The 23,039-nt window shown below is 52.1% G+C and carries 22 protein-coding genes and 1 pseudogene; 10 read left to right on the plus strand and 13 right to left on the minus strand.

All coding sequences use genetic code 11. From position 1 onward, the window contains the following. Position 1: 1 nt before the first annotated feature. Both ATI45_RS22850 and ATI45_RS22855 read left to right on the plus strand, forming a co-directional pair. A pseudogene (locus ATI45_RS22850) lies at positions 2 to 451 on the plus strand (hemerythrin domain-containing protein); the annotation flags it as partial. A gap of 210 nt (positions 452 to 661) precedes the next feature. Further along, complete coding sequence (locus ATI45_RS22855; RefSeq protein WP_228736062.1) at positions 662 to 1,366, plus strand: ABC transporter ATP-binding protein; 705 nt, start codon at positions 662 to 664, stop codon at positions 1,364 to 1,366. Here the strand turns inward: ATI45_RS22855 and ATI45_RS18220 are convergent. From ATI45_RS18220 to ATI45_RS18240, 5 genes are all read right to left on the minus strand, one after another. Beyond that, positions 1,351 to 2,625 (minus strand): TRAP transporter large permease, encoded by a 1,275-nt coding sequence (locus ATI45_RS18220; protein WP_098421028.1) that lies wholly within the window; start codon positions 2,623 to 2,625, stop codon positions 1,351 to 1,353. The two genes, ATI45_RS22855 and ATI45_RS18220, sit on opposite strands and share 16 nt — an antisense overlap. Beyond that, complete coding sequence (locus ATI45_RS18225; protein ID WP_098421029.1) at positions 2,622 to 3,140, minus strand: TRAP transporter small permease; 519 nt, start codon at positions 3,138 to 3,140, stop codon at positions 2,622 to 2,624. The genes ATI45_RS18220 and ATI45_RS18225 overlap by 4 nt, the downstream gene beginning before the upstream one ends. Further along, positions 3,141 to 4,136: a TRAP transporter substrate-binding protein gene (locus ATI45_RS18230; RefSeq protein ID WP_098421030.1), complete on the minus strand. Its 996-nt coding sequence runs from the start codon at positions 4,134 to 4,136 to the stop codon at positions 3,141 to 3,143. 201 nt (positions 4,137 to 4,337) lie between these two features. Then, complete coding sequence (gene bktB, locus ATI45_RS18235) at positions 4,338 to 5,525, minus strand: beta-ketothiolase BktB (RefSeq protein ID WP_098421031.1); 1,188 nt, start codon at positions 5,523 to 5,525, stop codon at positions 4,338 to 4,340. A gap of 50 nt (positions 5,526 to 5,575) precedes the next feature. Further along, positions 5,576 to 6,718 carry an acyl-CoA dehydrogenase family protein gene (locus tag ATI45_RS18240; protein WP_098421032.1) on the minus strand — a complete coding sequence of 381 codons (1,143 nt, stop codon included), beginning with the start codon at positions 6,716 to 6,718 and terminating at the stop codon, positions 5,576 to 5,578. 123 nt (positions 6,719 to 6,841) lie between these two features. Between ATI45_RS18240 and ATI45_RS18245 the strand changes: the two genes are divergently transcribed. Together ATI45_RS18245 and ATI45_RS18250 are read left to right on the plus strand one after the other, a co-directional pair. Beyond that, positions 6,842 to 7,855, plus strand: a complete 1,014-nt coding sequence (locus ATI45_RS18245) for an AraC family transcriptional regulator (RefSeq protein WP_098421033.1) — start codon at positions 6,842 to 6,844, stop codon at positions 7,853 to 7,855. A 131-nt stretch (positions 7,856 to 7,986) separates the two neighbouring features. Further along, positions 7,987 to 9,561 carry a fatty acyl-CoA synthetase gene (locus ATI45_RS18250; RefSeq protein WP_098421034.1) on the plus strand — a complete coding sequence of 525 codons (1,575 nt, stop codon included), beginning with the start codon at positions 7,987 to 7,989 and terminating at the stop codon, positions 9,559 to 9,561. Between the two features lie 49 nt (positions 9,562 to 9,610). Here the strand turns inward: ATI45_RS18250 and ATI45_RS18255 are convergent, their stop codons facing one another. From ATI45_RS18255 to ATI45_RS18285, 7 genes are all read right to left on the minus strand, one after another. Beyond that, positions 9,611 to 10,405, minus strand: coding sequence for an enoyl-CoA hydratase/isomerase family protein (locus tag ATI45_RS18255; RefSeq protein WP_098421035.1), 795 nt, complete (start codon positions 10,403 to 10,405; stop codon positions 9,611 to 9,613). A gap of 476 nt (positions 10,406 to 10,881) precedes the next feature. Further along, complete coding sequence (locus ATI45_RS18260) at positions 10,882 to 11,406, minus strand: cytochrome C (protein ID WP_098421036.1); 525 nt, start codon at positions 11,404 to 11,406, stop codon at positions 10,882 to 10,884. Between the two features lie 11 nt (positions 11,407 to 11,417). After that, complete coding sequence (locus ATI45_RS18265; protein WP_098421037.1) at positions 11,418 to 11,939, minus strand: methylamine dehydrogenase light chain; 522 nt, start codon at positions 11,937 to 11,939, stop codon at positions 11,418 to 11,420. A gap of 16 nt (positions 11,940 to 11,955) precedes the next feature. Further along, positions 11,956 to 12,567 (minus strand): methylamine dehydrogenase accessory protein MauD, encoded by a 612-nt coding sequence (gene mauD, locus ATI45_RS18270; RefSeq protein WP_098421038.1) that lies wholly within the window; start codon positions 12,565 to 12,567, stop codon positions 11,956 to 11,958. A gap of 1 nt (position 12,568) precedes the next feature. Further along, a complete protein-coding gene (locus ATI45_RS18275; RefSeq protein ID WP_098421039.1) occupies positions 12,569 to 13,108 on the minus strand; it encodes a MauE/DoxX family redox-associated membrane protein in 540 nt (179 codons plus the stop codon). Between the two features lie 11 nt (positions 13,109 to 13,119). Next, entirely contained in the window at positions 13,120 to 14,259 is a 1,140-nt protein-coding gene (locus ATI45_RS18280) for an amine dehydrogenase large subunit (protein ID WP_098421040.1), read from the minus strand. 110 nt (positions 14,260 to 14,369) lie between these two features. Then, entirely contained in the window at positions 14,370 to 15,779 is a 1,410-nt protein-coding gene (locus ATI45_RS18285) for an aldehyde dehydrogenase family protein (protein ID WP_098421041.1), read from the minus strand. 357 nt (positions 15,780 to 16,136) lie between these two features. On the opposite strand from ATI45_RS18285, the gene feaR reads away from it, so the two are divergent. Then, entirely contained in the window at positions 16,137 to 17,051 is a 915-nt protein-coding gene (gene feaR / locus ATI45_RS18290; RefSeq protein WP_179888431.1) for a transcriptional regulator FeaR, read from the plus strand. A gap of 80 nt (positions 17,052 to 17,131) precedes the next feature. Here the strand turns inward: feaR and ATI45_RS18295 are convergent, their stop codons facing one another. Continuing rightward, positions 17,132 to 18,010, minus strand: a complete 879-nt coding sequence (locus tag ATI45_RS18295) for an AraC family transcriptional regulator (protein WP_098421043.1) — start codon at positions 18,008 to 18,010, stop codon at positions 17,132 to 17,134. A 405-nt stretch (positions 18,011 to 18,415) separates the two neighbouring features. Between ATI45_RS18295 and ATI45_RS18300 the strand changes: the two genes are divergently transcribed. From ATI45_RS18300 to ATI45_RS18320, 5 genes are all read left to right on the plus strand, one after another. Next, a complete protein-coding gene (locus ATI45_RS18300; protein ID WP_098421044.1) occupies positions 18,416 to 19,555 on the plus strand; it encodes a tyramine oxidase subunit B in 1,140 nt (379 codons plus the stop codon). Between the two features lie 80 nt (positions 19,556 to 19,635). Continuing rightward, a complete protein-coding gene (locus ATI45_RS18305) occupies positions 19,636 to 20,058 on the plus strand; it encodes a RidA family protein (protein ID WP_098421045.1) in 423 nt (140 codons plus the stop codon). Between the two features lie 61 nt (positions 20,059 to 20,119). Beyond that, positions 20,120 to 21,412, plus strand: coding sequence for an NAD(P)/FAD-dependent oxidoreductase (locus ATI45_RS18310; RefSeq protein WP_098421046.1), 1,293 nt, complete (start codon positions 20,120 to 20,122; stop codon positions 21,410 to 21,412). 68 nt (positions 21,413 to 21,480) lie between these two features. After that, positions 21,481 to 21,966: a universal stress protein gene (locus ATI45_RS18315; RefSeq protein WP_098421047.1), complete on the plus strand. Its 486-nt coding sequence runs from the start codon at positions 21,481 to 21,483 to the stop codon at positions 21,964 to 21,966. Positions 21,967 to 22,006: 40 nt separating this feature from the next. After that, the gene (locus ATI45_RS18320) at positions 22,007 to 22,954 is read left to right on the plus strand and encodes a tripartite tricarboxylate transporter substrate binding protein (RefSeq protein WP_098421048.1); all 948 of its coding nucleotides are present in this window, start codon (positions 22,007 to 22,009) and stop codon (positions 22,952 to 22,954) included. Positions 22,955 to 23,039: the final 85 nt, after the last annotated feature.

Below are 23,039 nucleotides of genomic sequence, written 5' to 3' on the forward strand. Positions count from 1 at the left end.
AATGACACAAACACCGACCAACACAGCGCCTGAAGACAGTTTTAGTGTGCAGGCCATTAGTACCATCGTGCAGGAACACCAGGCTCTGTGGCGCATACTGGATTTTCTGGACCAGCTTCAGCACGATATGAACATCAACGAACAGCAGCCTGATGAAACGCTGTATAACAATATTTTCGACTACATTCAGCACTTCGCCCGACGTGTTCACAGCTCCCTTGCTGAGATCGTGTTGTATCGATTGTTGGGAGAAAAGTCACCGGAAACCAAGCCGCTGCTAGACAAGCTCGCTCATGGTTACGTGATTGGTGACCAGAAAATCAACGAGCTGCGTCATCTGTTGATGGCGTGCATGGAGCGCTGGCCCGACGGCCGTGAGGAATTTAGCCATGCGCTGGCACGGTTTACCGAAGCCTTGCGCAAGCACATTAAAAAAGAGGAAGGCGTGGTTATCCCGCGGGCGCGCAAGCTCCTCAGTGAGGACGACTGGCGGCTGATTACCGAATCCCGTGACCAGGCCAATGATCCGCTGTTTGGCGAGCGGGTGCGGGATGAATTCCGTGAGCTACGGCACCGTATCGTAAGCTATACACCGGAGCGCCTGGGTGGACTGGGGTTGCGCCACGCACCACGGCGAACAGCTCAGCACGCTACCGAGGAAATGCTCACGATCAAGGGCCTGAAGACTTCCTATGGCCAGATTGAAGCACTCCACGGCGTTGATATTCGCATAAATAGCGGTGAAATTGTGTCACTGGTGGGCGCCAATGGTGCCGGCAAGTCGACACTGCTGATGACCATTTCCGGGCTGCAACCGACAGACGCTGGCAGCATTACCTTTGAAGGCAAAGACCTGCTAAAGATACCGACCGATCAGCGGGTTGCCAGCGGCATTGTGCAGGTGCCTGAAGGCCGACAGGTGTTCAAAGATCTGAGCGTTGAGGACAACTTGCTGCTGGGAGCTTACACCCGTGGCCGTAGCCCTGAAGTGGAAGACGACATCGAACGCATGTACGAGAAGTTTCCCATACTGCGCCAGAAGCGTCGCAACCTGGCAGGTGAACTGTCTGGTGGTCAGCAGCAGATGCTGGCCATGGGCCGGGCGCTGATGGCGAAGCCCAGACTGTTGCTGCTAGACGAGCCCAGCATGGGGCTTGCACCGCTGATTATTGAAGAAATTTTCAATATCATCAAAGAGCTTAAAAACGAAGGCATGACCATCTTTTTGGTAGAGCAGAACGCCTCTCAAGCGCTGGCGCTGGCCGACCGTGGTTACGTACTGGAAACCGGCCGCGTGGTGGTGGAAGGTTCCGGCCGGGAATTGCTGAGCAACGAAAAAGTGCGCGAGGCTTATTTGGGTATGTAAGGCCCTGACCAGCCGGCCAGAATAGGAATATACACGATCATTAGCAGCACGCTGATCAAGCCCAGCAAGTAAGGGATGATTGCCCGAGTGATGCGCTCCAAAGGCAGCTGCGTGATTGAGGAAGCCACATAAAGGTTGATCGCTACCGGTGGGGTGATCATTCCGATCGCCAACCCGACCACGATGATCAGGCCAAAATGAATCGGGTCAATTCCCAGTTGAATAACCAGCGGCAGCAAAACCGGCGTCAGAATAATCAATGCGCTGGCAGTCTCGAGAAATACACCGGTCAGCAGGATTATGCCCACCACTAACAGCATGATCACGTAAGGGTTGGTGGAGATAGACAGCACCGCTTCAGCAATAGCGCCGGGCACCTGCCAGCTGGATAGCGTCCAGCTCAGCACCGCCGAGGTGGCAATCACAAGCATGATCACCGAGGTGGTAATCGCCGAGCGAATCAAGATGCGATACACATCGGGCAGCTTTAAGTCGCGATAAATGAACAGCGAGACCAGCAACGCGTAATTGACCGCCACCACTGCGGCTTCGCTGGGCGTGAAGATTCCCGAAAATATGCCCCCCAGAATGATGACGGGCGTCATCAACCCCCAACTCGCGCTTTTTAATGTGCGCCAGATGGTGGCCAGAGAGAAAGGCGTGCCTTTGGGATACTGGCGCTTGTAGGCTTGGGTAATAGCAATGGCCATCAGTCCCAGCCCCATGGCTAGCCCCGGCAAAAAGCCGTTCAGGAACAGCTCAGATACCGATTGCTGGGCAATCACTGCATAAATAATCATGGGTACTGACGGCGGGATCACCACTCCGATGGTACCGCTTGCGGCAATCAGGCTGGCAGCAGACGCGGGGTCATAACCTTTTTTGCGTAACTCCGGCACCAAACTTGCTCCTACTGCCGCCGTGGTCGCCGCCCCGGAGCCTGAAATTGCTGCGAAGAACATCCCTGCCATCACCGAGACTATCGATAAGCCGCCCCGTAGAAAGCCGAACAGAGAGTTGGCAAAATTAACGAGTCTCTCGCTCACTTTGCCTTGGGCCATCAAATCGCCGGCCAGAATGAACATGGGAATGGCCACCAAAGCAAAGGAATTGATGCCTTGAAACATCTGCTGGGTGACCACCATTAAAGGTACCCCGGCCTGGCTGAGCGCGATCATGGTGCTGGCACCTATCGCCAGGGCAATAGGTACACCGAGCAGCATCAGCGCGAAAAACAGCCCGAACAGGAGCAGCGTCATGGAGCGGTTTCCTCACGACGCTCGCCATCTATTAAAAGCTCCAATAGATCGACGAAAGCGTACCAACTCATCACGGCCGCGCAGAGCGGAATCACGGCGTAAACGTAGGTCATGGAGAGCCTTAAGGAAGCCGATTTCTGAAAGCTCTGAACTTGCATATAACGATAGCCGATCACCACCAGTGCCACCATAAAAGCCAATACCGCCAGGGTGCCGGCAATACGCGCGGCTTGTCGCAGGTGCACGGGTAGGGCGTCCACAGCAAATGTTACGGCGATGTGCCGGCCACGCTGAAACGCCAGGGTGCCTGCAAAAAAAGTAATCCACACGAGCAGAAAGCGAGCGACCTCTTCGGTCCAGCCGACCGCGCTGAACAGCACCCGGGAGATAATCTGCAGGGTAATCACGCCAATCAGCGCTGCCATACCCGCAAACACCACGGGCTGGATGATTGCATCCAGCCCGCGCTCAATTCGCTTTAGCGGCTTTAACAGCGATTGAGTTTTGGTAGTCACTTATTTGAGCGCCTCCAAAATGCGTGGCAGGTAATCACCGAACTTCTCACCGTACTTTGCATAGACCGGCACCACGGCGGCTTGAAAAGCCTTTATATCTGGGGTGTCGTTAATCTGCATGCCGGCTTCGCGCAGTTCGGCCAGTTGCTGGGATTCCATCTCGGCGTTTACCCGGCGCTCATGTTCGGCGGCTTCCTGGGCTGCCTGGACGACCACAGCCTGTGCCGCTTCTGGAAGCTTATTCCAGACCGGCATGCCCATCACGAAGATGGCCGGGGCGTAGGTATGCCGCGAGAGGGTCATATAATCCTGGGTTTCGTGGAGCTTGAAGGAATGAATTACATTCACGGGATTTTCCTGCCCATCAATGGTGTTTTGCTGCATGGCGGTTAAGGCTTCCGTCCACGCCATCGGAATGGCATTAGCACCCAGTGCGCGGAAGGTGTCCACATACACCGGATTTTCCATTACGCGAATGCGCAGGCCTTCCATGTCTTCTGGTGTGTTGACCGGGCGCTCGCTGTTGGTCAAATTACGAAAGCCACGTTCGGCGTAGGCCAGGCCTTTCAGGTTGACCTCGGAAAGCTTGTCGAGCAGTTCCTGACCAATGGGGCCGTCGAGCACATCGTAAGCGGCTTGCGGTGAAGGAAACAAAAACGGCAGCTCAAAAACCGCCATTTCTTCGACAAAGTTAGCGACCGGGCCGTTGGTGATCACGCCCATATCAACGGTGCCAATTTGCATACCTTCCAGCAGGGTGCGCTCGTCACCTAGCGAAGCGTTAGGATAAAGTTCGATGTTCACCGCACCTTCGGTTCGCTCTGCTACCAAATCCTGAAATTTGACGGCTGCAATATGAAAGCCATCCTGTTCGTTGACCACGTGAGCCAAACGCAGAGTAATCGGATCCATGTCAGTAAATTCAGACGCAAAAACCGTACTACCCAACGATAGGGAAAGGCCAAGCACCAGTGTATTCAAACCGAGTTTTTTCATTGTAATTTTCCTCAAGTGATGATGCGTCTTGGACGCGCTGTAAGCCGCCGGGCCGATACCAGCGCAGCTTACCGCAATACCGCAAAGACCATGGGTTTCGTGGGCTGATCCCGAACTAAAACCAGAACCAGAACCAAAAAATATTTCCGTTAACGTAAACTGTATCCAGTTCAGCGTTAAAAAGAAATCAAACTGCCCGCATCATCGGATGCTTTCAACAATCAGTGCAATCCCCTGACCGCCGCCGATACACATGGTAATCAGGCCATAGCGACCGCCCGTGCGTTCAAGCTCCGCGAGGGTTTTGATGATGAGGATCGAGCCTGTAGCACCTACCGGGTGCCCCAGCGCAACAGCGCCGCCGTTCGGATTTACCTTGTCTGCAGGCAAACCGAGCTCTTTGCTGACCGCAAGCGCCTGGGCGGCAAACGCTTCATTGGATTCAATTACATCCAGATCTGCCACACTGAGGCCGGTCCGCTCCAGCACCCGACGCACAGCCGGGATCGGGCCAAGGCCCATTAGACCGGGATCCACCCCAGCAAAGGCATAACCCACCAAACGTGCGCGCGCCTTAAGTCCGCGTTTTTCGGCTTCTGCTGCGCTCGTCAGTATCATGGCGGCCGCACCGTCGTTAAGACCAGACGCATTGCCTGGTGTCACGATGCCATCTTTAGCAAAGGCTGGTTTCAGGCCAGAAAGACTTTTCGCAGTGGTCTCTGCACGTACATGCTCGTCCTGCTCAAAGATGAATTCCTTGCGGCCCTGTTTTACGGCCACAGGCACAATCTGTTCTTTAAAGTAGCCACTCTCAATAGCGTGGTTGGCACGACGATGGCTTTCCGCCGAAAACACATCCAGATCTTCACGGCTGAGGCCATACTTTTGGGCAATACGCTCAGCCGTCAGGCCCATGTGACCGCTGCCAAACGGGTCGCTGAGAATGCCCAGGGTCATATCGACCACTTTCCCGTCGCCCATCTTCAAGCCCTTGCGGACACTGGGAAGAACATAAGCACCCTGGCTCATGCTTTCGACGCCACCGGCCAATGCAATCTGGCTGTCGCCCATAATAATCATCTGCGCGGCGCTGATAACCGACTGCACTGCGGAACCACAGAGACGATTTACATTGAACGCCGCAGAACCTTTCTGCAGACCGGCATTAAGACCGATATGGCGCGCTACGTAGGCATCTGCCGGGCCAGTCGAAATAATATGACCAAAAACGGAATGGTCGATGTCTTCTGCGGGAACAGCTGAACGGCTGATCGCCTCTTTTGCCACACAAGTGCCCAGATCGGCCGGGCCCATCGAGCTTAAACTTCCGCCAAAGCTGCCTATGGCTGTGCGTGCTCCGTCGAGAATAACTACATCGGTCAATTTCATCTTTTGTTTCCTCAGGTTTTAGATCGGTAAAAATCCGCAGATCGGGTAATTTATTTGCCCAGCATGGAACGGGCAATCACTTCTTTCATGATTTCAGACGTTCCTGCGTAGATTGTTTGTACCCGCGCATCCACAAAAAATCGCGATACGGGATACTCAACGGTATAACCGTAGCCGCCAAACAGTTGTAGACAATCACTGGCGATATCGCACTGCATTTCGGTGAGCATCAACTTCAGAATAGCGGCGTCTGTTGGCCCCATTTCGCCTTTAAGATATTTGGTCGTGCACTGGTTCAGATAGGCTTTCGCCATCTCCAGCCGTGCACGGGCTTCTGCAAGTTTAAACCGGGTATTTTGAAAGTCAGCCACTCTCTGACCAAAAGCGTGACGTTGCTGCACATAATCCAGAGTGATCGCTAACACGCCCTCGGTCGCCCCCACCGCCTGCGCGCCAACCCCCAGGCGTTCACGCGGCAACTCTTGCATCAGGTAGGCAAACCCGCGCCCCTCCTCACCCAGTAAAGCATCGTGGGGAACCACAAGATCCAAGAAAAACAGCTCGGCGGTATCACTGGCGTGCTGCCCGATTTTGCGGATGCCTTTGCCACGGGAAAAACCGGGCAAGTTCGTATCCACCAAGAACAACGACACGCCCTTGGCGCCGGCCCCAGGGTCGGTTTTTGCACACACAATGACCAGCCCTGCCTGCAAACCGTTGGTGATAAACACTTTCGAGCCATTAATCACGTAGCCGGTATCAGTGCGTTGTGCCGTGGAGCGCATAGCAGCCAGGTCGCTGCCGGCACCCGGCTCGGTCATAGCGATTGCACTGAGCAGATGGCCGCTGATCATATCCGGCAGATAACGCTGTTTCTGAGTTTCCGAACCTAAGTGCAGAATGTAAGGCATCACGATATTGGCGTGGATATTGTACCCTGAGGCGAGGCCACCAAAGCCCTTGCGGGCAATTTCCTCAATTGCCAACTGTGAGATTTCAAAACTCGCCCCCGCACCGCCATATTCCTCCGGCATGTCGATACCGAGCATTCCAGCATCCCCCAGGGTACGCCACACGTCGCGCGGAATGACGCCCTTCTCTTCCCATTGCTCGTAAAAGGGTGCGATTTCTTTGTCGAGCACTCGGTTGATCATGGAGCGAAAAAGCTCAGTATCTTGATGATGTCCGGACATACATAACCCCGTCGTAAATCTGATTAATCAGGCAGGCACCCATTTAAAGGGTTATCCTGCTTAACGAGAATGGCCGCACAAGCCGAAAAAATTGACACATTACGCACCTGAACCGCCCCAGCCATGCCTAATTCTCAGCCCAGAGCCCATATTGCAAACCACTACCTTCATGCATCTATTCGGGGTGCTGAACGTCAGGGGTTTCAGCGCGAAACACTGCTGGCAAGCGCGGGTGTGCCGGCGGCGTGGCTTGAGAACCCAGAACAGCTAATCACCGAAGAACAACTTACCCAGCTTATAAAGACGGTATGGCGGGCAACACGCGACGAGTTCATGGGGCTATCCACCAGACGCTGTAAAAACGGCACGTTCGCGCTGATGACAGATTACTGTCTCGGTTCTGCGACCCTTGGCGCCGTGCTAAGAAAAAGCGCACGCTTTTTCAAAATCGCCTGCGACAACATCGACATCAGCCTGGATGAAAGCACCCCCAACAAACTGATGTTTTTCAGCCTGAGCCTTGAAGACGCCAGTCAGGATACTGACCACATGCTGCAAGAGTTCCTGTTGCTTATGTGGCAAAGACTCGCATGCTGGCTGGTGGATCAGCAGATTCCGTTTGCCACCACGCAGTTCAATTATCCAGCGCCGCCTCACGTTGCAGAATATCGGGCCATGTTCCCAACCGAGTTGCATTTTGATGAATCTGTTTGCGGTTTTTACCTGCACGAAAAGTACCTGCAGCTGCCCATTACGCGCAGTGAGGCTGAGCTGATAACGTTCCTTAAAGAAGCGCCTGCCTACATCCTGCATCGCCCAAATCATGACGAAAGCCTGCGCAACAGGATTCGAGCGCTGCTGGCGCGGCAAAACATGGGCGATATGCCGAGCCTGAATGAGCTTGCGCAGTTTCTGCACATGACACCCCGAAGCATTGGGCGCAAGCTTCAAGAAGAAGGTACTTCCCTGCGCAAGATCAAAACGTCTTTGCGACAGGAGTACGCTATTAAACTGATGATGACCGAAAACCTCAGTGTTGCGGACGTCAGTGAGCGAGTTGGTTTTTCGGAAACCGCCTCGTTTTGCCGGGCTTTCAAACGTTGGACTGGCAAACCCCCGTCACAGTGGCCAGGGTGACCGGCAAGTTATCAACATCTCGCTGTCTGATTGGGTCAATTTTTTTGACCTGACCGATCATTCCCGCGAGGCCTGCTTCTCTGAGTTAATGCCGGCACGCACGAAATAACAACAATTCAAGAGGTAGATGCATGAACAACTCTGGCACCTCCGCTTCCTGCTCCGTATCGGCGGGTATCCAGCGGGCTCTGCGCAACACCATCGGAGACGCCTTTGCCCGCTCTGCAAGCACCCATGGCAGCCGCACTGCACTGGCGTTTGACGACCGCAACTGGACGTTCTCAGAGATTCACGCAGCTTCGAACAGGCTGGCCCATCGTCTGATCGGGCTCGGCCTTGAAAAAGGCGACCGCGTTGGTACCTATGGCAAAAACTCAGATGCCTACGTTTTGCTCTGGCTCGCCTGCACCAAAGCCGGGTTGATTCATGTACCACTCAATTACGCGCTGATTGGCCACGAACTTACCTACGCGCTCAATCAGTCTGGCTGCAAGGCCTTGTTTGCCGACCTGGATCTGCAATCACAAGTCGATGCGATCCGGGAGACAACCGAGGTTGCCATTCACGGCAGCCTGCACGGCGGCAACACCAACGACGCGCTGGCATTCGCGCTTGAGGCCGGCGAAGACACAGCACCGGATTTGGAGCTTTGTGATACAGACCTGGTGCAGATTCTTTATACCTCTGGCACCACCTCCGACCCCAAAGGCGCCATGCATACGCATCGTTCACTGATGACGCATTATGCCGCCTGCCAATACCATCTGAACATTCGGGCCAGCGACCGCTCACTCGCCGCGTTGCCGCTTTATCACTCGGCGCAGATGCATGTATTTACCATGCCCATGCTGCTGAGTGGCGGGTACAGCCGGATGATCAACACCCCGACACCGGACGCCATTCTCGGGCTGCTGGCCAGCGATCAACTCAACGCCTTTTTTGCGCCGCCTACCGTGTGGATTGCCCTGCTGCATCATCCCCAATTCAACCCGGGCAAACTGCAACATGTGGATAAGCTCTACTACGGCGCATCCATCATGCCTGGCCAGATAGTGAAAGAGCTTGGCGAAAAACTGCCCGGTGCGGGCCTGTACAACTGTTATGGCCAAAGTGAAATCGCCCCGCTGGCGACGGTGTTGCTACCAGAAGAACACGCAGACCGACCGTCTTCTGCCGGTCGCCCCATGCAAACTGTGATGACCCGCATTGTCGATCCGGTTACCAGTAAAGACTGCAAGCCCGGGGAACACGGAGAATTGGTTCACCGCTCGCCGCAACTGATGGTGGGTTACTGGGGCAAACCTGAAGCCACAGCGGAAGCCTTCAAAAACGGCTGGTTCCATTCCGGCGATCTGGGCTATCAGGACAATGAGGGCTACATTTATATTGTTGATCGCATCAAGGATGTGGTGAACACCGGCGGAGTGTTGGTAGCCAGTCGCGACGTGGAAGAAGCTCTTTACCAGCACGAATCTGTTGCGGAGGTTGCGGTCATCGGTGTGCCGGATGAGAAATGGATTGAAGCCATCTGCGCCATAGTGGTGGTCAAAGAAGGTTATCCGCAAGACGCAGAAGCTTTGATGAGCTACGCACGAACCAGGCTAGCGAGCTTCAAATTGCCAAAGCATATCCACTTTGCGGAACAGCTGCCAAAGAATACTGCTGGCAAGTTGCTGAAACGAAAGCTCAGAGAAGATTTCGCTTAATGAAGTAAGCAGCGGGCTACCGGCATCATCATGGCAGGCGGGCACTCGGCTAGTTACCAGTAAACTTAGCCGGCCGTTTGCTTGTAAAAGCGCGGACGCCTTCCTTGAAATCGTCGGTCTCCGCTGCTTTCAGGAATGCCTGGCGCTCAGCTTCAAGATGCTCGGCCAGTGATCTTCCACTGCCTTGGTCAACAAGTCGTCGAAAGGCACCAAAGGCCTTTGTCGGGCCGCTTGCAACACGTTTTGCAATCGTCGCCAGCAGCTCTTCAAAAGAATCTGGGGAGCCAACCTCGGCCAACAAGCCCCAGTTCTTGGCTTCAGTTGCATTGAGCTGGCGATTGAGAAGCATCATTTCCGTGGCCCGTGCAGTGCCAATTTTGCGCGGTAAAAACCAGGTGCCGCCGCAGTCCGGCACCGCGCCTATGCCGTTGTAACCGATAAGAAACCGTGCGTTTTCCTCCGCTACAATGACGTCGGCCATCAGTGCGAGACTTAGCCCTGCACCCGCGACGGCGCCCTTTGCACCAGCAATGATCGGCGCGTCCATGCTCCGTAGCAGAAGAATCGCTTTATTGAGTGGCAACAGCAATCCATTGATAAAGTCTTGGGTCTGTTGCGGGGTGCCGGCCATGCTGGCGACATCGCCACCGGCCATAAATGCTCTTCCGGCACCGACCAACACAATGCAACGTAATCCTGGTTGCTCACTTAGTGTCTTCACCGTCTCCAGGAACGCCTCGGCCATGGGTACGTTGATGGCGTTGAGGACGTCAGGGCGATTGAATGTCAGGGTGGCTACGCCAGTGTGTTCATTAAATGTGGAGATTAGGGGGCTGTCTGTCATGGTGGTGGGTTCCGTCGCCGAGAGTGTTTGCATCACTATAGAACACACTGCCTTGGTTTTTACGATACAACTGGGTTACATTAACTTTCGTTCAGTAAAGTGCTCTGGCGTTTACTAAAATAAAAACAATCATAATTTACAGATCTGTTGGGAATAATGTCCAATATCCTCGAAATTAATAATCTCTCGCTCTCGTTCGGTGGTGTGAAGGTACTGCAGTGATCAGCGCCCATGGACGCATGAAAAGTGGCCTGCTAGGCTCACTGGCGTATTTCGGTGCGGCACGTCGCGAGGAAATGGCCGTGCGTCAGGAAGTGGAGCGCCAAGCTTGATGAGGGACTTGCGGGCGAAATTGTCCACCTCACCCAGCCGGCTAGAACTGATGTGTTCTGTATCAATCAGGTCCTAACTGATCATTGAAACCCAATTTAAGGCGTGATTGCACCTTGAATTGGGTTGAAAGGGCACATGTCAAATTACTGAATGACGCTTGCGGGGATTTCTATGTTCAGATTCCTTATCTGTTCGATCAGATTCTGCCTGTGCCCAATCAGGTCTTTGATCATCACACCCCGGTTAGTTTCGACCTCCTGTTCAGTATAGGGTTTGAAGTTTTTAGGGGCACTTCCTCCGGCTATTCCGTCGTCTCTAAGCATCCAGTTAAGCAGCTCGGCCAACTGTTGGTTGTTAAGCGCCGACAGCGAAGCGCCCGGAACCTGTATCAGGAATTCCCGGCCTCCTTCTACCTTCAGGAAGTTCCCGACAAAGCCTTTCATCATAGGGATATCGTGACGAGGCGCGCCCTCGCCGTTCGTCAGATGGCAGCCCAGGCACTGCAACTGATAGTTCACCGACGGTGAATAATTAGCCAGGTGCAGGGGTGTCTGGCGCGCTTCGTTGCCGGGCGCGGGTTTCTGGTCAGGGTCGGGAATAACCCGTGCCTCCCCCGAAGGGGAGGCGACGATCAGGGTTAAAGCCAACACATAGAATATCGAGCGCATTGTTATGCTCCTCAGGACGCCACGCCCCGAATAACGGATACTGTGCAGTTATAAACGCTGCTGCTGGTACCAAGGCACCAGTTAATATCATTGTTGTTGAAAGGTCGGTACATGGGCTCTTCGCTGTCATTGCGTGTACACGCGCACTGAGCGCAGCTGTGCTTGCCGCAACAGTCATTGTAGGAAATGATGTAGTCGATTCCGTCGGCGGGGTTGCGGCAAGTGCCCACCCAGGTGACTTGCGAAGATTCTGTTCCTGGCGGACAGCTGGTTACCGAGCCGCCGCAGCAACTGCATAGAAACCCGTCAACAGAACAATAGCGCCAGTAATCGCAACTGTTGGGGTCACCTGGGTCCCCGGCTGATGGCAGTCCGGCAGCTAGTGCTTTACTTGTTCTGTCGATTGGGAGAAGGACTGGGGCGGCCACGCCCAAGGCCACAAAAGTTCCAAATTTTGCGATGAACTGGCGCCGCCCGGTTGTATTGGCGACGTGGCGTGACGAGCGTTCGAAAAAACGATCAAGAAATTTCATTTTATTCTTCTCCTAATCAGGATGGCGTGTGAATGCTTGGGGATTCAGACTGGGCCTTTATGTAATCCTGAAGTGTTGATGAACCAAGTAATTCGGTTTCGAACAGGCTGTCCAGGTGTTCTCTGGAATTGACCAGACCCTTGGCTTTGAGCGTTCCAGCTTTATCAATCAGCACGGCATACGGTAGCTTGCCAATCTGATAGGTCATGCCCACTTCAGGGCTGACAACATAGGTAGACTTTTCAAGACCCGCTTGGGATATGAGTTTGTCGTGCGCGTCGGCATCGCCATCGCTAACGTAAATAACATCCAGATCTTTTGCAGACCGGCTGATGGCTTTGATGGCCGGCAGCAGTGTTTTGCAGATGGGACAGGTGGGTGACAGGAAAAACAAAAGAGTCGACCGTTCACCGGCATAGCCGATGTTGATCGGGCGTCCGAAACGGTCTGCTGCTGTGACGTGTGGAGCAGGTTGACCCACTTCAACGCCCTTATCGAGCATCAGTGCGCCGGCCGGTGCGATTCGTGAGTGCAAAACGCCTATTTGGCGGATAAGGCCAAGCAGCACTAAAGCACTGGCTATCAAAAGTAGCCAAAGCAAAATGTTTGAAATGACGAGTGCTTGCATCTTATTTTTCTCCTGACAATTTTAGTAATAACGAACGGTTGGCAATCCAGAGATCTGTCGTTGTGTAAAGCAGAACCAGCACGGTTCCCGCTGCAATAATGACAAAGTTGTCGAGCAGGCCCAGAGGCCGGTCAAGCATGGGTAAGAGTGCGCCCAAAGCAATGACGGCCAGCAGCAGATTGCGAACGAGCAGAGCGGGCTGTAGGGGTTGTCGCATTGCCGGGCCGGAACATCCGCAGTCGATGTCTTTGCGGCCCCGCGCCAGATTAATAGCGATAGCCAGGGCGTAGAGACTGATCAGCAAAAATGCCAGAACGCCGGCGTAAGGCCTGCTGGTACTCCATAACAGTCCGGCGGCAACCGCCAGCTCTGTGACAGGCAGGGCCAGCGCCGCAGTTGGCACCATTAACCCCGGAATTAACTCGTACTCGCGCACCTGCCGGCGAAACCAGCTGGGGTGCCTGATTTTATGACTGGCAGCACTGGCGAATATAACGCTCAGCGCCAAAGCAGCCGATGTACTGATAATAGGATCTATCATCGTGTCACCTCTCAGTGGTTCAATATCAACGTTGGCGTTTTGGTTACGCCTGCCATTGTTCCATTGTGTTCGCCTGTAGAGAGATCAAATATCTCCAGCCCACCTTCAATATTTGCACCAAGTAGAAGAGGCTTGTCATCGGAGGTGGCGCTCAGGCTCCAGATGAGGTTAGGCGATTCCAGGGTTCCGATTTTCTCGCCGGTTTTCAGATCAAACTCCCAGATAATCTGGCTTGGGTCTTCCCATTTATAAGCCTCGTGGTCTGGGTGCATCAGAACGTAAAGTCGATTTAGAGCCGGTGCCGCTGCCAGCATCTGCCAACCACCCGGTGCCCAGCCTTCAGCCAGTTCTTCCGGGGTGACCAGTGACCAGCGGGGTAATGGCTTCGGCTCGTCTCCGGATAGGTCGACTGGCACAACTTCACCTGATGTCGTCACGAAGTAATAAATCTCACCAACAACGGTTGCCCTTTCAACCAGCTTGACTGCATCCGGATCAAAAAACGTGGTTCTGGTCCGATCTACTTCCTCACCATTGTCGTTCAACGTAATCATCTGGAGCGATCCGTCGCCACACAGGGATGCAAATCGTCGATCACCTACGGGGTAGTTGAGAATGCACCCGTTAGTCGCGATTTCGTTAACCATCTCTTGTTTGGTGGTGTCCACGACTGTCACCGATGTAGACGGCGTAAAGTTGTATATGTAGACGAATTTGTCGTCAGCACTGGTCGCAAGTGAAAAGCGCTCAGTGAGGGTAAACGCGCGTTTGCTGGATACTTCGAGTTCCCATTTTGGCGACAACGTTTGGCTATCCCACGCGGTTAATACATCCGTGCGTTCCCCGCGCACGTAACGGGTATAAAAGAAGTCAGCGGTAAAAATTGTTTTTCGATCTCGGGAAAGCGTAGCAGGGGCCGCGTGTCCCGTCGGAAGCATCCCGAGATATTTCTGATTGTCGGGATCGATCACAACGACACGTGTGGAAACCATGTTGTTGAACTCGAAGTCCACCATATAGCTGCGGTGATCGTCAGGCAGTGACAGAGTTGTGCTACCGACTGTTTCATCGGGCAGACGCGCGTTTGCACTTGCAGCAATCAGGCTGGACGCTACCACCAAGCTTATTGCCAGTTGTTTAGGTAGATGCATCATTACAATCCTCGATGTTATTTTTTTAGTTTTAAGGGGCGTCGTGCTTTATCGCCGATCACGCACCTGATTTGCTGTCCGCTCCAATCCTGGATTGAGGCAGCCTGTTCTTACTTCTTTATGCTTACTACCCGGCACTGGGTAACCGCTTTGAGTCCTTCAATACCAAACTCGACGCCGTAGCCCGACGCTTTGTTGCCTCCAAAAGGAACCATTGGGTGGATTGCGCCATGTTGGTTGATCCACACCGTCCCGGCTTCCAGTTGAATTGCGAGCTCGCTCGCATCCGCCGGATTATCTGACCACAGTGAGGCACCAAGGCCTGCCTCAAGCCCGTTTGCTGACCCGATGGCATCTTCCAGTTCGCGATACCGTATGATCGGTAGGGCAGGGCCGAACTGCTCTTTGTCAACCAGTCTTTGGCCGTCTTTGATGTCGCCAACCAGCGTAATAGGCAGGAAGTAACCTTGCGTTGGTACTTCGCCAAACTCCCGGACGTCGCAACCGCCGGTTTTAGCGTCAGCGACGAGTTCCCTCACTTTTTCAAATTGCATCTTGTTTTGAAGTGGGCCAATCAGTACGGACTCATCCATGCCATCACCGATTTTTATCTGGCTGGCGATTGCGCTGAGCTCGGTCATAACGGTTTCGTAGTCGTCTTCGTGAACATAAAGGCGCTTAATGCAGGCACATGTCTGGCCCATGTTCAGGAATGCCCCCCAGAACAAATCGTTGGCGATTTTTTTAATGTTTGTTCCCGGCATAACGACGGCTGCGTCGTTACCGCCCAGTTCCAGAGTTATAGGTGACAAGTTCCGTGCGGAGGCTTCGATAATACGGCGGCCTGTCGCTTCGCTACCGGTGAACATAATCTTGTTAATGTCAGGGTGGCGGGTCAACTTGCTGCCAATACTGCCATCCCCGGTTACGGTGTTGAGCACGCCAGCCGGCAGGGCCTGATTGATCAGCCTCACCATCTCCAGTGTTGCAATAGGCGTGTATTCGGAAGGCTTCAGAACGACTGCGTTGCCCATCCTTATGGCAGGAATGATCTGCCATATAGCAATCATTAAGGGCCAGTTCCATGGGGCGATGGCTGCCACAACGCCCAGCGGAACGCGATGCAGTGTGTCTTTGCGTTCGTTATCCTCGTACACAACTTCGGGGGGCAGTTCCAAGCTTGCCGGAACCTGAGTCCACCCGACACAGGCCTGCATTTCAAACCTGGAGCCAGGGCCAGACAGAGGTTTTCCCTGCTCCCGGGTAATAAGCTCAGCCAGATATTCCGAGTTGTCCTGAAGAATTTGAGCAATTTTCCGGGTAATGTCGCGTCGCTCGTGATCGCTGCGTTGCGCCCATTTTTTTTGCGCAAGCACAGCGGATTGAACGGCCTTGTCTACTCCCTGCTCATTGCTTTCCGGTGCTAGCCCCAAGGATTGGCCGTTGGCAGGGTTGAAGATTTCATAACTGCTGGCAGATTCGACAAGAGTTCCATCTACGATATTTCGATATGTCTGCATTTTTTCGCCTCCGGAGGTTACTTCTTTGCTCCGCACGGATGGTTAGTTTGTTGCCCCTTTGCCGAGTTTGGAGCAGCCTTGATACGTACTTGTACCAATTAACCCTGCCTTTTGCTTTCTCGCTGATGCCAGAACGTTGCGCAACTGCGCCAATGTATAAAGTAGATCGTTTTTGGGGTGTGCTTTGGTGCCGCGCGGATGTAAATTAGTTGTGATACGCATCATTATTTTATATTTTGTACGTGTGTATCAAATTAGGCTAGATAGGTTGTGTATTCAGGCTATCCCCTTGACTTTTGATCATATTTTAGCCATTTTAAGGGTGATAATAATATAATAAAACGAGAGGTTGTAGCCGTGTCGCTATGCGCCGCCGGGACTGATGATTTCGACAAATGGATTAGCAATATCAATGAGATATGTGGTCCATTTTTGGCGTGCCCTCTGGGTGGAAAGTTCAGTGGATCTGTCGAAAAAGTAGGCGGATCTCTTGACATGTCGAAGGTTAGTATTCAAGGAGCGGACCTTTATCGAACGTCTAAAGAGATACAGAAAAGCGGGATTCCGGACTTCTTTTGTGTTTTTCAGATCCAGGGGCGCTCTTCCGTAGAGCAAATCGGAAATTGCTCGTCACTGGTTTCGGGGGACATAGTGCTGATAGATTCATCGCTGCCTTTTCGCTTCTCGTTTCAAGAACCCTCACAACAGATATCGCTTATTCTGCCCCGTCAAATTATTGAGCGGATTTTGAACCTCAGTAAGGTCGAGCCGGGTGTGAAGATTGCTGCTGATTCTCATATCGCCCGTTTTGCTAGCAAGCTGGTCATAGAGGCGTCTTTGCATGAAAATTTGGATTCGGAAGAAGGCGCAGCCATTCTCGATTCGCTAGCGACATTAATCAAACCGTCGGTGTTGAAGAGTGTTCGCAGCGCAGCCCCTTACGAAAGGGTGTTCAGAGCCGCTTCCGAGTTTGTCAAAGAAAATATTGCGGAACCGGGTTTGAACGCATCCCTGGTTGCTAGCGCAATTGGCACGTCAGTCCGCAGCCTATATCGGGCATTCTCGGACAATTCGATTACATTTTCGGAATACGTGAAAGCTCAGCGTTTAGAAATGTGTGCCAATTATATACGAGCGCACAGCGGGCGGCTAAATCTGACGGAAGTTGTGTACAAATATGGCTTTGGCAGTCCCAGTTATTTCTCGACTGCATTCAAGAACCACTATGGAATCACTCCTTCTGACTTCAAGAAGCGTTGCTTATCAATCTGATGCGGGCACTGCTGAGCGGGCCCGTTGGTGGCGAATTCTAGGTGGTTTATGAAGCTACTGATACTGCTGACTTTAGAGACTCATTCGAAAACATCCAGTAAGAAATTTTGGCGTATTCTTTCAAGGTAGTGTCTTTGCTTAATGCGGCGTTGGTAATTAAGAGGTGTGGTTGATACGAGTTTCTTGAATTCGCGTTGAAAGTGCGACTGATCACTGAAGCCCAAGTTAGACGCCAGCTCCGAAAAAGCCAGCTCTTCCAGACGACTAATATTATGGATGGCCATCTGGCATCGAACAATACGGCTAAAAGCCTTAGGTGACATTCCCATATCATTTTGAAATTGTCGCTGGAGAGTGCGGCTAGTATAACCCACGTGCTCTTCAAGCTTTTTTATACGAAGATTTCCCTGTGTTTCATGTATTTCACGAATCAAATTTCTAGTTATTATCGATGGTTTGCGATGCGGCTTTATATTAAGAATCTGTGTAAATAAGGAAACTTGACTTAAAAATTTAGTGTTATTTGCAATTCTAAAAAATAGCGACTCATTTTCGGGAGATAGTTCAAACAAATTTAACTCTTGGTTTACCAGTTCTGCGGCAGCGAGAGTAAGAAAACCAGGCAAAACTCCTGCCGCAAATCTTACCCCAAAGTAGCGATGCTTGTGCTTTAGGTGAGCGCTGCTTGCTTGAAGAGTGGACCCGCATATTTTAGCACTTGGATTGGTTTGATCGCAGTCAAAAAGAATATCGATAGCGCCATCCGGTATTGCAAACGTAGCGCTGTCTGAAAGGTCGGCTTCAAACGTATAGAAATGTGATATTGCATGGTCTTCGGAGATTATAAAATCATAGTGATTTTCTGCACTTAGCACAAACCAGGGCTGTTCCAGTTGAATGTGTGTAAGCTTTTTATAAAATAAAGCTTTGGATTTGTTACCATTCGAAACATTTAACATTGCGCTGTCTCTAATAGTTTAATCAATATTATTTTTATATGTAAAAAATCTTAGTGATCCGAAGCATGGCTTAGCGAATAAGTGATTAAATGCTCAAAATACGGTTCAGCTTGACGGTTTCTGTATCTCCTTCCCAGCATCTGCCATCCATCGTACCTCGCGCGCGAAGCAAACATCGGCCTCTTTCCGGCATTGACTTCGCTGCGCAACTTTCGACATTTTTACCAAATTTTAGTATACGCACTTTCCCGCATTTGTGTCGCAAAAGTTCAATACACCTCTGTTGCGTTCCGGATAGCATCCGAAACCGGACGTGGGAAAACACACGGAACGTCTAGTTTTGCGAAAAAAGATGCTGGCAAGCTCTCGTTGTGGGAGCGGAAAACTATTTCTACTGGTGATGCTATGCCTATAAGTACAAGAATTGATTTTATTTACCTTTCCGAGCCAGACATGATTTCAGCAGGCGTGACAGACATGTCTGCATGCGTGGATACCATGGAAGAAATGTTCATTCTTTTGCATCAGGGCGATTACCGAATGGCCGGGCCCAACAGTGATTCACATGGTGCCATGATCACCTTTCCGGAGGAATCTGTTTTCTCGACTATGCCAAAACCAACGGCTGACCGGCGCTTAATGGCTATGCCCGCGTATTTGGGTGGCGACTTCCAGACCTGCGGCGTGAAGTGGTATGGGTCCAATATTGCCAACCGAGAGAAAGGCCTGCCACGCTCTATTTTGATGTTTATTTTAAGTGACATCGACACCGGTGCTCCTTTGGCCTATATGTCCGCCAATCTTCTATCTGCTTATCGCACCGGGGCCATTCCGGGTGTTGGCGCTCGTTATCTCGCCCGCAAGAATTCGAAAGTGATCGGACTGTTGGGCCCGGGTGTTATGGGTAAGACTTCGGTTGCATCGTTCATGGCAGCCTGCCCGGATATTGACACTATTAAAGTAAAGGGGCGCGGCAAACGAAGTCTGGAAAGTTTTCTGGAATGGGTCAGGGCCGAATACCCACATATAAGCGACATCCAGATTGTTGAAACCAATGAAGAGGTTGTGCGCGGATCCGATATAGTCACTTACTGCAACTCAGGTGAAGTGGGTGATCCGTCAACATACCCCATCGTCAAACGCGAGTGGGTTAAGCCTGGAGCCTATTTGGCGATGCCGGCGAGCTGCAGTCTGGATGACGGGATGAGTAGCGCGGGTGTACGTAAGGTTATGGATAGCGTTGGCCTTTATGAAACCTGGTATGAAGAAGTGCCAAAACCTGCCCACAACTGTATTCCGTTGGTGGGTATGCGTTTTATGGACATGATTGAAGAAGGTCTGATGCAGAAGGATGAGCTGGAAGACTTGGGTGCAATTGTCGCCGGTGATTCACCCGCACGCCAGACTGACGACGAAATCATCATCATGTCTGTGGGTGGTATGCCGGTAGAGGATGTTGCTTGGGCCACCAAGATTTATCGCAATGCAATCGAAAAGGGGATAGGCGTGAAGCTTAACCTTTGGGAAACGCCAGTACTTCGCTGATTAGCAATAAAAATTTAACAAGAGTAAACGTCACGATCGCTTACTGATTAAATCACCCTCCCATGTTTAGAGTCGCAGTCATGACTAAGATTATAAAAGTTAAAACGGGTTCCAAGTTTGAAGAAATTGCCAGTTATTCGCGAGTTGTCGCTATAGATAATCTTATCCATGTATCCAACACTGCTGGTCGTAATCCAGACACTCAGGAGATTTCGGAGGATGTGATCGAGCAGGCCGAGCAGGTTTTTCAGAACATCGAACGCGCTTTGGCTGCCGTTGGCGCCTCACTTGCAGATGTTGTTATGTCTCGTGTGTTTATTCAGAACCCCGCGGATACACATAAGGTTATGGAATTTATCGGCACAAAATTCCGCGGTGTTGACCCGGCTTCCACCGTAACTTGTCCACCGTTGGGTTCTAATATTTATAAGGTAGAACTCGAAGTAACGGCTTATCGCGGGGCATCAAAGGCAGAGGTCGAAACGATCACTATCGCCCAATAATAGCCGTTTGGGAGCGGCCGTCAGGCAGTCGCTTCGTTTCGCCAGCAACAGGACAATAGCAATGACCAGAACACTGAATCCCGTCACCACAGCCGACGAACTGCCGTCTTCAACCAGTGTGGTAATCATTGGAGGCGGCATAGTGGGTGTATCTGCGGCTTTGGCGTTGGCGGAACGCAACATATCCGTCGTGCTGTTGGAAAAAGGCCAGATTGCCGGTGAGCAGTCTTCCCGTAATCTGGGCTGGATTCGTAAAACCAGCCGTCATCTTGACGATATACCTCTGGCACAAGCCGCCGATCGCCTTTGGGCTGCATTGCCAGAGCGAATCGGCCGTGAAGTTGGTTATCGTCAGGCTGGCATTACGTTTCTTGCCCGTACGCCGGAGCAGATGGCTATGCATGAGGCCTGGCACAAGTCCGTCGAGCACTTGTCGCTAGGTTCGGAATTGTTGGCGCCGTCTGACATCGACCGGCTTGTTCCCGACGGAAAAGGGCCATGGGTAGGCGGTATTCATACGCCCTCCGATGGTTACGCTGAACCGGCGATTGCCGCCAGCGCAATTGCTGAAGCCGCAATCAAGCTCGGCGCGGTTGTGCGACAAAATTGCGCGGTGCGCTCGCTATCAATGTCGGCGGGCCGTGTTTCAGGTGTGGTCACCGAGAAAGGTGAGATACGTTGCGAGCAGGTTCTTCTGGCAGGTGGCGCCTGGTCACGACGCTTTCTTGGCAATGCCGGTGTAAGCCTGCCAACGCTGCCGCTGATTTGTTCTGTGTTGAGAACACAGCCAATGGAAGGTCCCACGAACATCGCCGTGGGTGGCCCGGATTTTTCGTTCCGCAAGCATCAGGACGGTGGCTTTATCATTACCCAGCGCGGCAAGCTTGACGCTCCTTTGACGCTGGATCATCTGCTGATTGGCTGGCGCTACATGGATCAGCTACGTAATCAGCGGAGTTTTCTGAATATGAATTTCGGCCAGGCCTTCTTTAAGGATCTAAAACTGAAGCGTCGTTGGAAACCCGATAGCCAAACTCCGTTTGAGCTCGTCCGCACCAATAATCCTGCGCCAAATATGGTGCTGAACCAGGATGCTTTAAACAACTTGAAAGCGGCCTGGCCAGCGTTTGACGAGGCGAAAATAGAGGAAGCCTGGGCTGGCGTGATCGATGTAACACCGGACTCCAACCCTGTAATTGATCACATAGAAACTATTCCTGGTCTGATGGTCGCAACCGGCTTTTCCGGCCATGGTTTTGGTACAGGCCCGGCTGCAGGGCAACTTGCAGCGGATCTTCTATCCAATGTCGAGCCTATTATTGATCCCTATCCTTATCGGTTTGATCGACTGTAATCGTATTTTTCAATCACCAAAGTTCCTTAAATCAGTAAAACTGAGATCGTGAAGAGGGTTAAAGCAACATGCTGCCAACCGTGAAGACCATTGTTTATGCATCGGACATCACCGAAGGCAGCCGTCCTGCATTTCGAGTGGCGTTGCAGGAGGCGGTAAAGCATAACGCCCGCATCATTTTCTTGCACGCTATCGAGCCGATGGGCACGGATACCGATGAAATGGTGCGTGATTATTTGCTGTCGAAGGCCCAGCTGAATCATACCAGGCAGATGATGGATCAATACCGTAGCAAGATTGAACAGAGAATCTCCGCCTTTCTTGAAAGCGAAATTCCCGAGGGCACTCATCTGGGGCAAGCACCGCAAATTGAAGTGGCTATAGGACAACCCGACCAGGTGATCGTGAAAGTCGCCCAAAAGCAGCAGGCTGACATGATCGTTATGGGCGACCGCGGTGGTTCAGTCGCGTCCCGCCTATTCCTAGGATCCACAACTCAAAAAGTGATCCAGCAAACAAGAATACCTGTGCTGATTGTCCCTCTGCGGGATTGATCAGAGGGCTATGAGTAACCTAAAAACAATGAGGAACACCATGAAAAATATAACAAGATTCCTGGCTGTCGCGACACTAGCCATTTCCCCTCTGCTTGTCAGCAGTCCGGCACTTGCTGAATACCCTGAGCGCCCTGTCAAATTTGTTGTTCCCTGGCCCCCCGGTGATCTGGAAGATATTATCACCCGTGTCATCGCCGAGAAAATGTTGGAAGAGACAGGCACTCCAGCTTCCGTGATCAACAAGCCTGGTGGCGGCGGTATCGTTGGTGCACTGGATGTCGCAAAAGCGCGCCCGAATGGACAGACTATCGGCTCTTTTGTTGCTGATATTTTGACCACTCATATTCACTCGGGTAATGCGCCCTATGATCAGTCTACATTTGAGCCGGTTGGTATTTTCTTGGATTACCCGTTTGTGATTGCCGCCAATTCGGATGCCCCCTACAACAATATGGCGGAACTGGCGAAATACTCTCAGGATAACGATATCTCTTTAGGTCACTTCGGCTACCAGGCATTGCCGACCGCCATTACCTTTAAGGCCGCCTCAGAAGCGGGTATTCGTATCGCTTCCGATGCAGCTTTTGATGCAACGAACTGTATTACGTTGGCGACCGGTGACGCTGACATCATCAATACAACCACGCAGTTAATCCTTTCTTGCCTGAAATCTGGTGAAGTAAAACTGCTGGCTTCTCTGACTAAAGATCGTCTGACGATCGCGCCGGAGGTTGCCACTCTGGCCGAGCAGACCGGTATTACTCAGACTACCTGGAATGGCCTGTTTGTAAGAAAGGGCACTTCTGACGAAATTAAAAACAAGATTGCAGTCATAGCCCAAGCCGCGCTGGACTCAGATCGCATTCGTCAGTTGGCTGAATCTACTGGTGCCGGCATTTACTGGATCGGTGGGGAAGAGGCAGAAGCACTTGTTGCCAAGGACTTCGAAAGCTCCAAAGGGTTACTTGAGTTCATGAATAGATAATTCTGGACAGGAAACGGCTGTTTTTTGAGAGCCATTCCCCCGTTCGTTTCGTCTTTCCGACTGACTTTGATTAACTCAAAAGAGT

This window comes from Marinobacter sp. LV10MA510-1 (assembly GCF_002563885.1).
GTDB lineage: Bacteria > Pseudomonadota > Gammaproteobacteria > Pseudomonadales > Oleiphilaceae > Marinobacter.

Bases quoted from the DNA above. Each gene is read 5' to 3' on its own strand.
- ATI45_RS22855 (WP_228736062.1), top strand. From the start codon at position 662: ATGCTCACGATCAAGGGCCTGAAGACTTCCTATGGCCAGATTGAAGCA.
- ATI45_RS18220 (WP_098421028.1), bottom strand. From the start codon at position 2,625: ATGACGCTGCTCCTGTTCGGGCTGTTTTTCGCGCTGATGCTGCTCGGT.
- ATI45_RS18230 (WP_098421030.1), bottom strand. From the start codon at position 4,136: ATGAAAAAACTCGGTTTGAATACACTGGTGCTTGGCCTTTCCCTATCG.
- bktB (WP_098421031.1), bottom strand. From the start codon at position 5,525: ATGAAATTGACCGATGTAGTTATTCTCGACGGAGCACGCACAGCCATA.
- ATI45_RS18240 (WP_098421032.1), bottom strand. From the start codon at position 6,718: ATGTCCGGACATCATCAAGATACTGAGCTTTTTCGCTCCATGATCAAC.
- ATI45_RS18245 (WP_098421033.1), top strand. From the start codon at position 6,842: ATGCCTAATTCTCAGCCCAGAGCCCATATTGCAAACCACTACCTTCAT.
- ATI45_RS18250 (WP_098421034.1), top strand. From the start codon at position 7,987: ATGAACAACTCTGGCACCTCCGCTTCCTGCTCCGTATCGGCGGGTATC.
- ATI45_RS18255 (WP_098421035.1), bottom strand. From the start codon at position 10,405: ATGACAGACAGCCCCCTAATCTCCACATTTAATGAACACACTGGCGTA.
- ATI45_RS18260 (WP_098421036.1), bottom strand. From the start codon at position 11,406: ATGCGCTCGATATTCTATGTGTTGGCTTTAACCCTGATCGTCGCCTCC.
- ATI45_RS18265 (WP_098421037.1), bottom strand. From the start codon at position 11,939: ATGAAATTTCTTGATCGTTTTTTCGAACGCTCGTCACGCCACGTCGCC.
- mauD (WP_098421038.1), bottom strand. From the start codon at position 12,567: ATGCAAGCACTCGTCATTTCAAACATTTTGCTTTGGCTACTTTTGATA.
- ATI45_RS18275 (WP_098421039.1), bottom strand. From the start codon at position 13,108: ATGATAGATCCTATTATCAGTACATCGGCTGCTTTGGCGCTGAGCGTT.
- ATI45_RS18280 (WP_098421040.1), bottom strand. From the start codon at position 14,259: ATGCATCTACCTAAACAACTGGCAATAAGCTTGGTGGTAGCGTCCAGC.
- ATI45_RS18285 (WP_098421041.1), bottom strand. From the start codon at position 15,779: ATGCAGACATATCGAAATATCGTAGATGGAACTCTTGTCGAATCTGCC.
- ATI45_RS18295 (WP_098421043.1), bottom strand. From the start codon at position 18,010: ATGTTAAATGTTTCGAATGGTAACAAATCCAAAGCTTTATTTTATAAA.
- ATI45_RS18300 (WP_098421044.1), top strand. From the start codon at position 18,416: ATGCCTATAAGTACAAGAATTGATTTTATTTACCTTTCCGAGCCAGAC.
- ATI45_RS18305 (WP_098421045.1), top strand. From the start codon at position 19,636: ATGACTAAGATTATAAAAGTTAAAACGGGTTCCAAGTTTGAAGAAATT.
- ATI45_RS18310 (WP_098421046.1), top strand. From the start codon at position 20,120: ATGACCAGAACACTGAATCCCGTCACCACAGCCGACGAACTGCCGTCT.
- ATI45_RS18315 (WP_098421047.1), top strand. From the start codon at position 21,481: ATGCTGCCAACCGTGAAGACCATTGTTTATGCATCGGACATCACCGAA.
- ATI45_RS18320 (WP_098421048.1), top strand. From the start codon at position 22,007: ATGAAAAATATAACAAGATTCCTGGCTGTCGCGACACTAGCCATTTCC.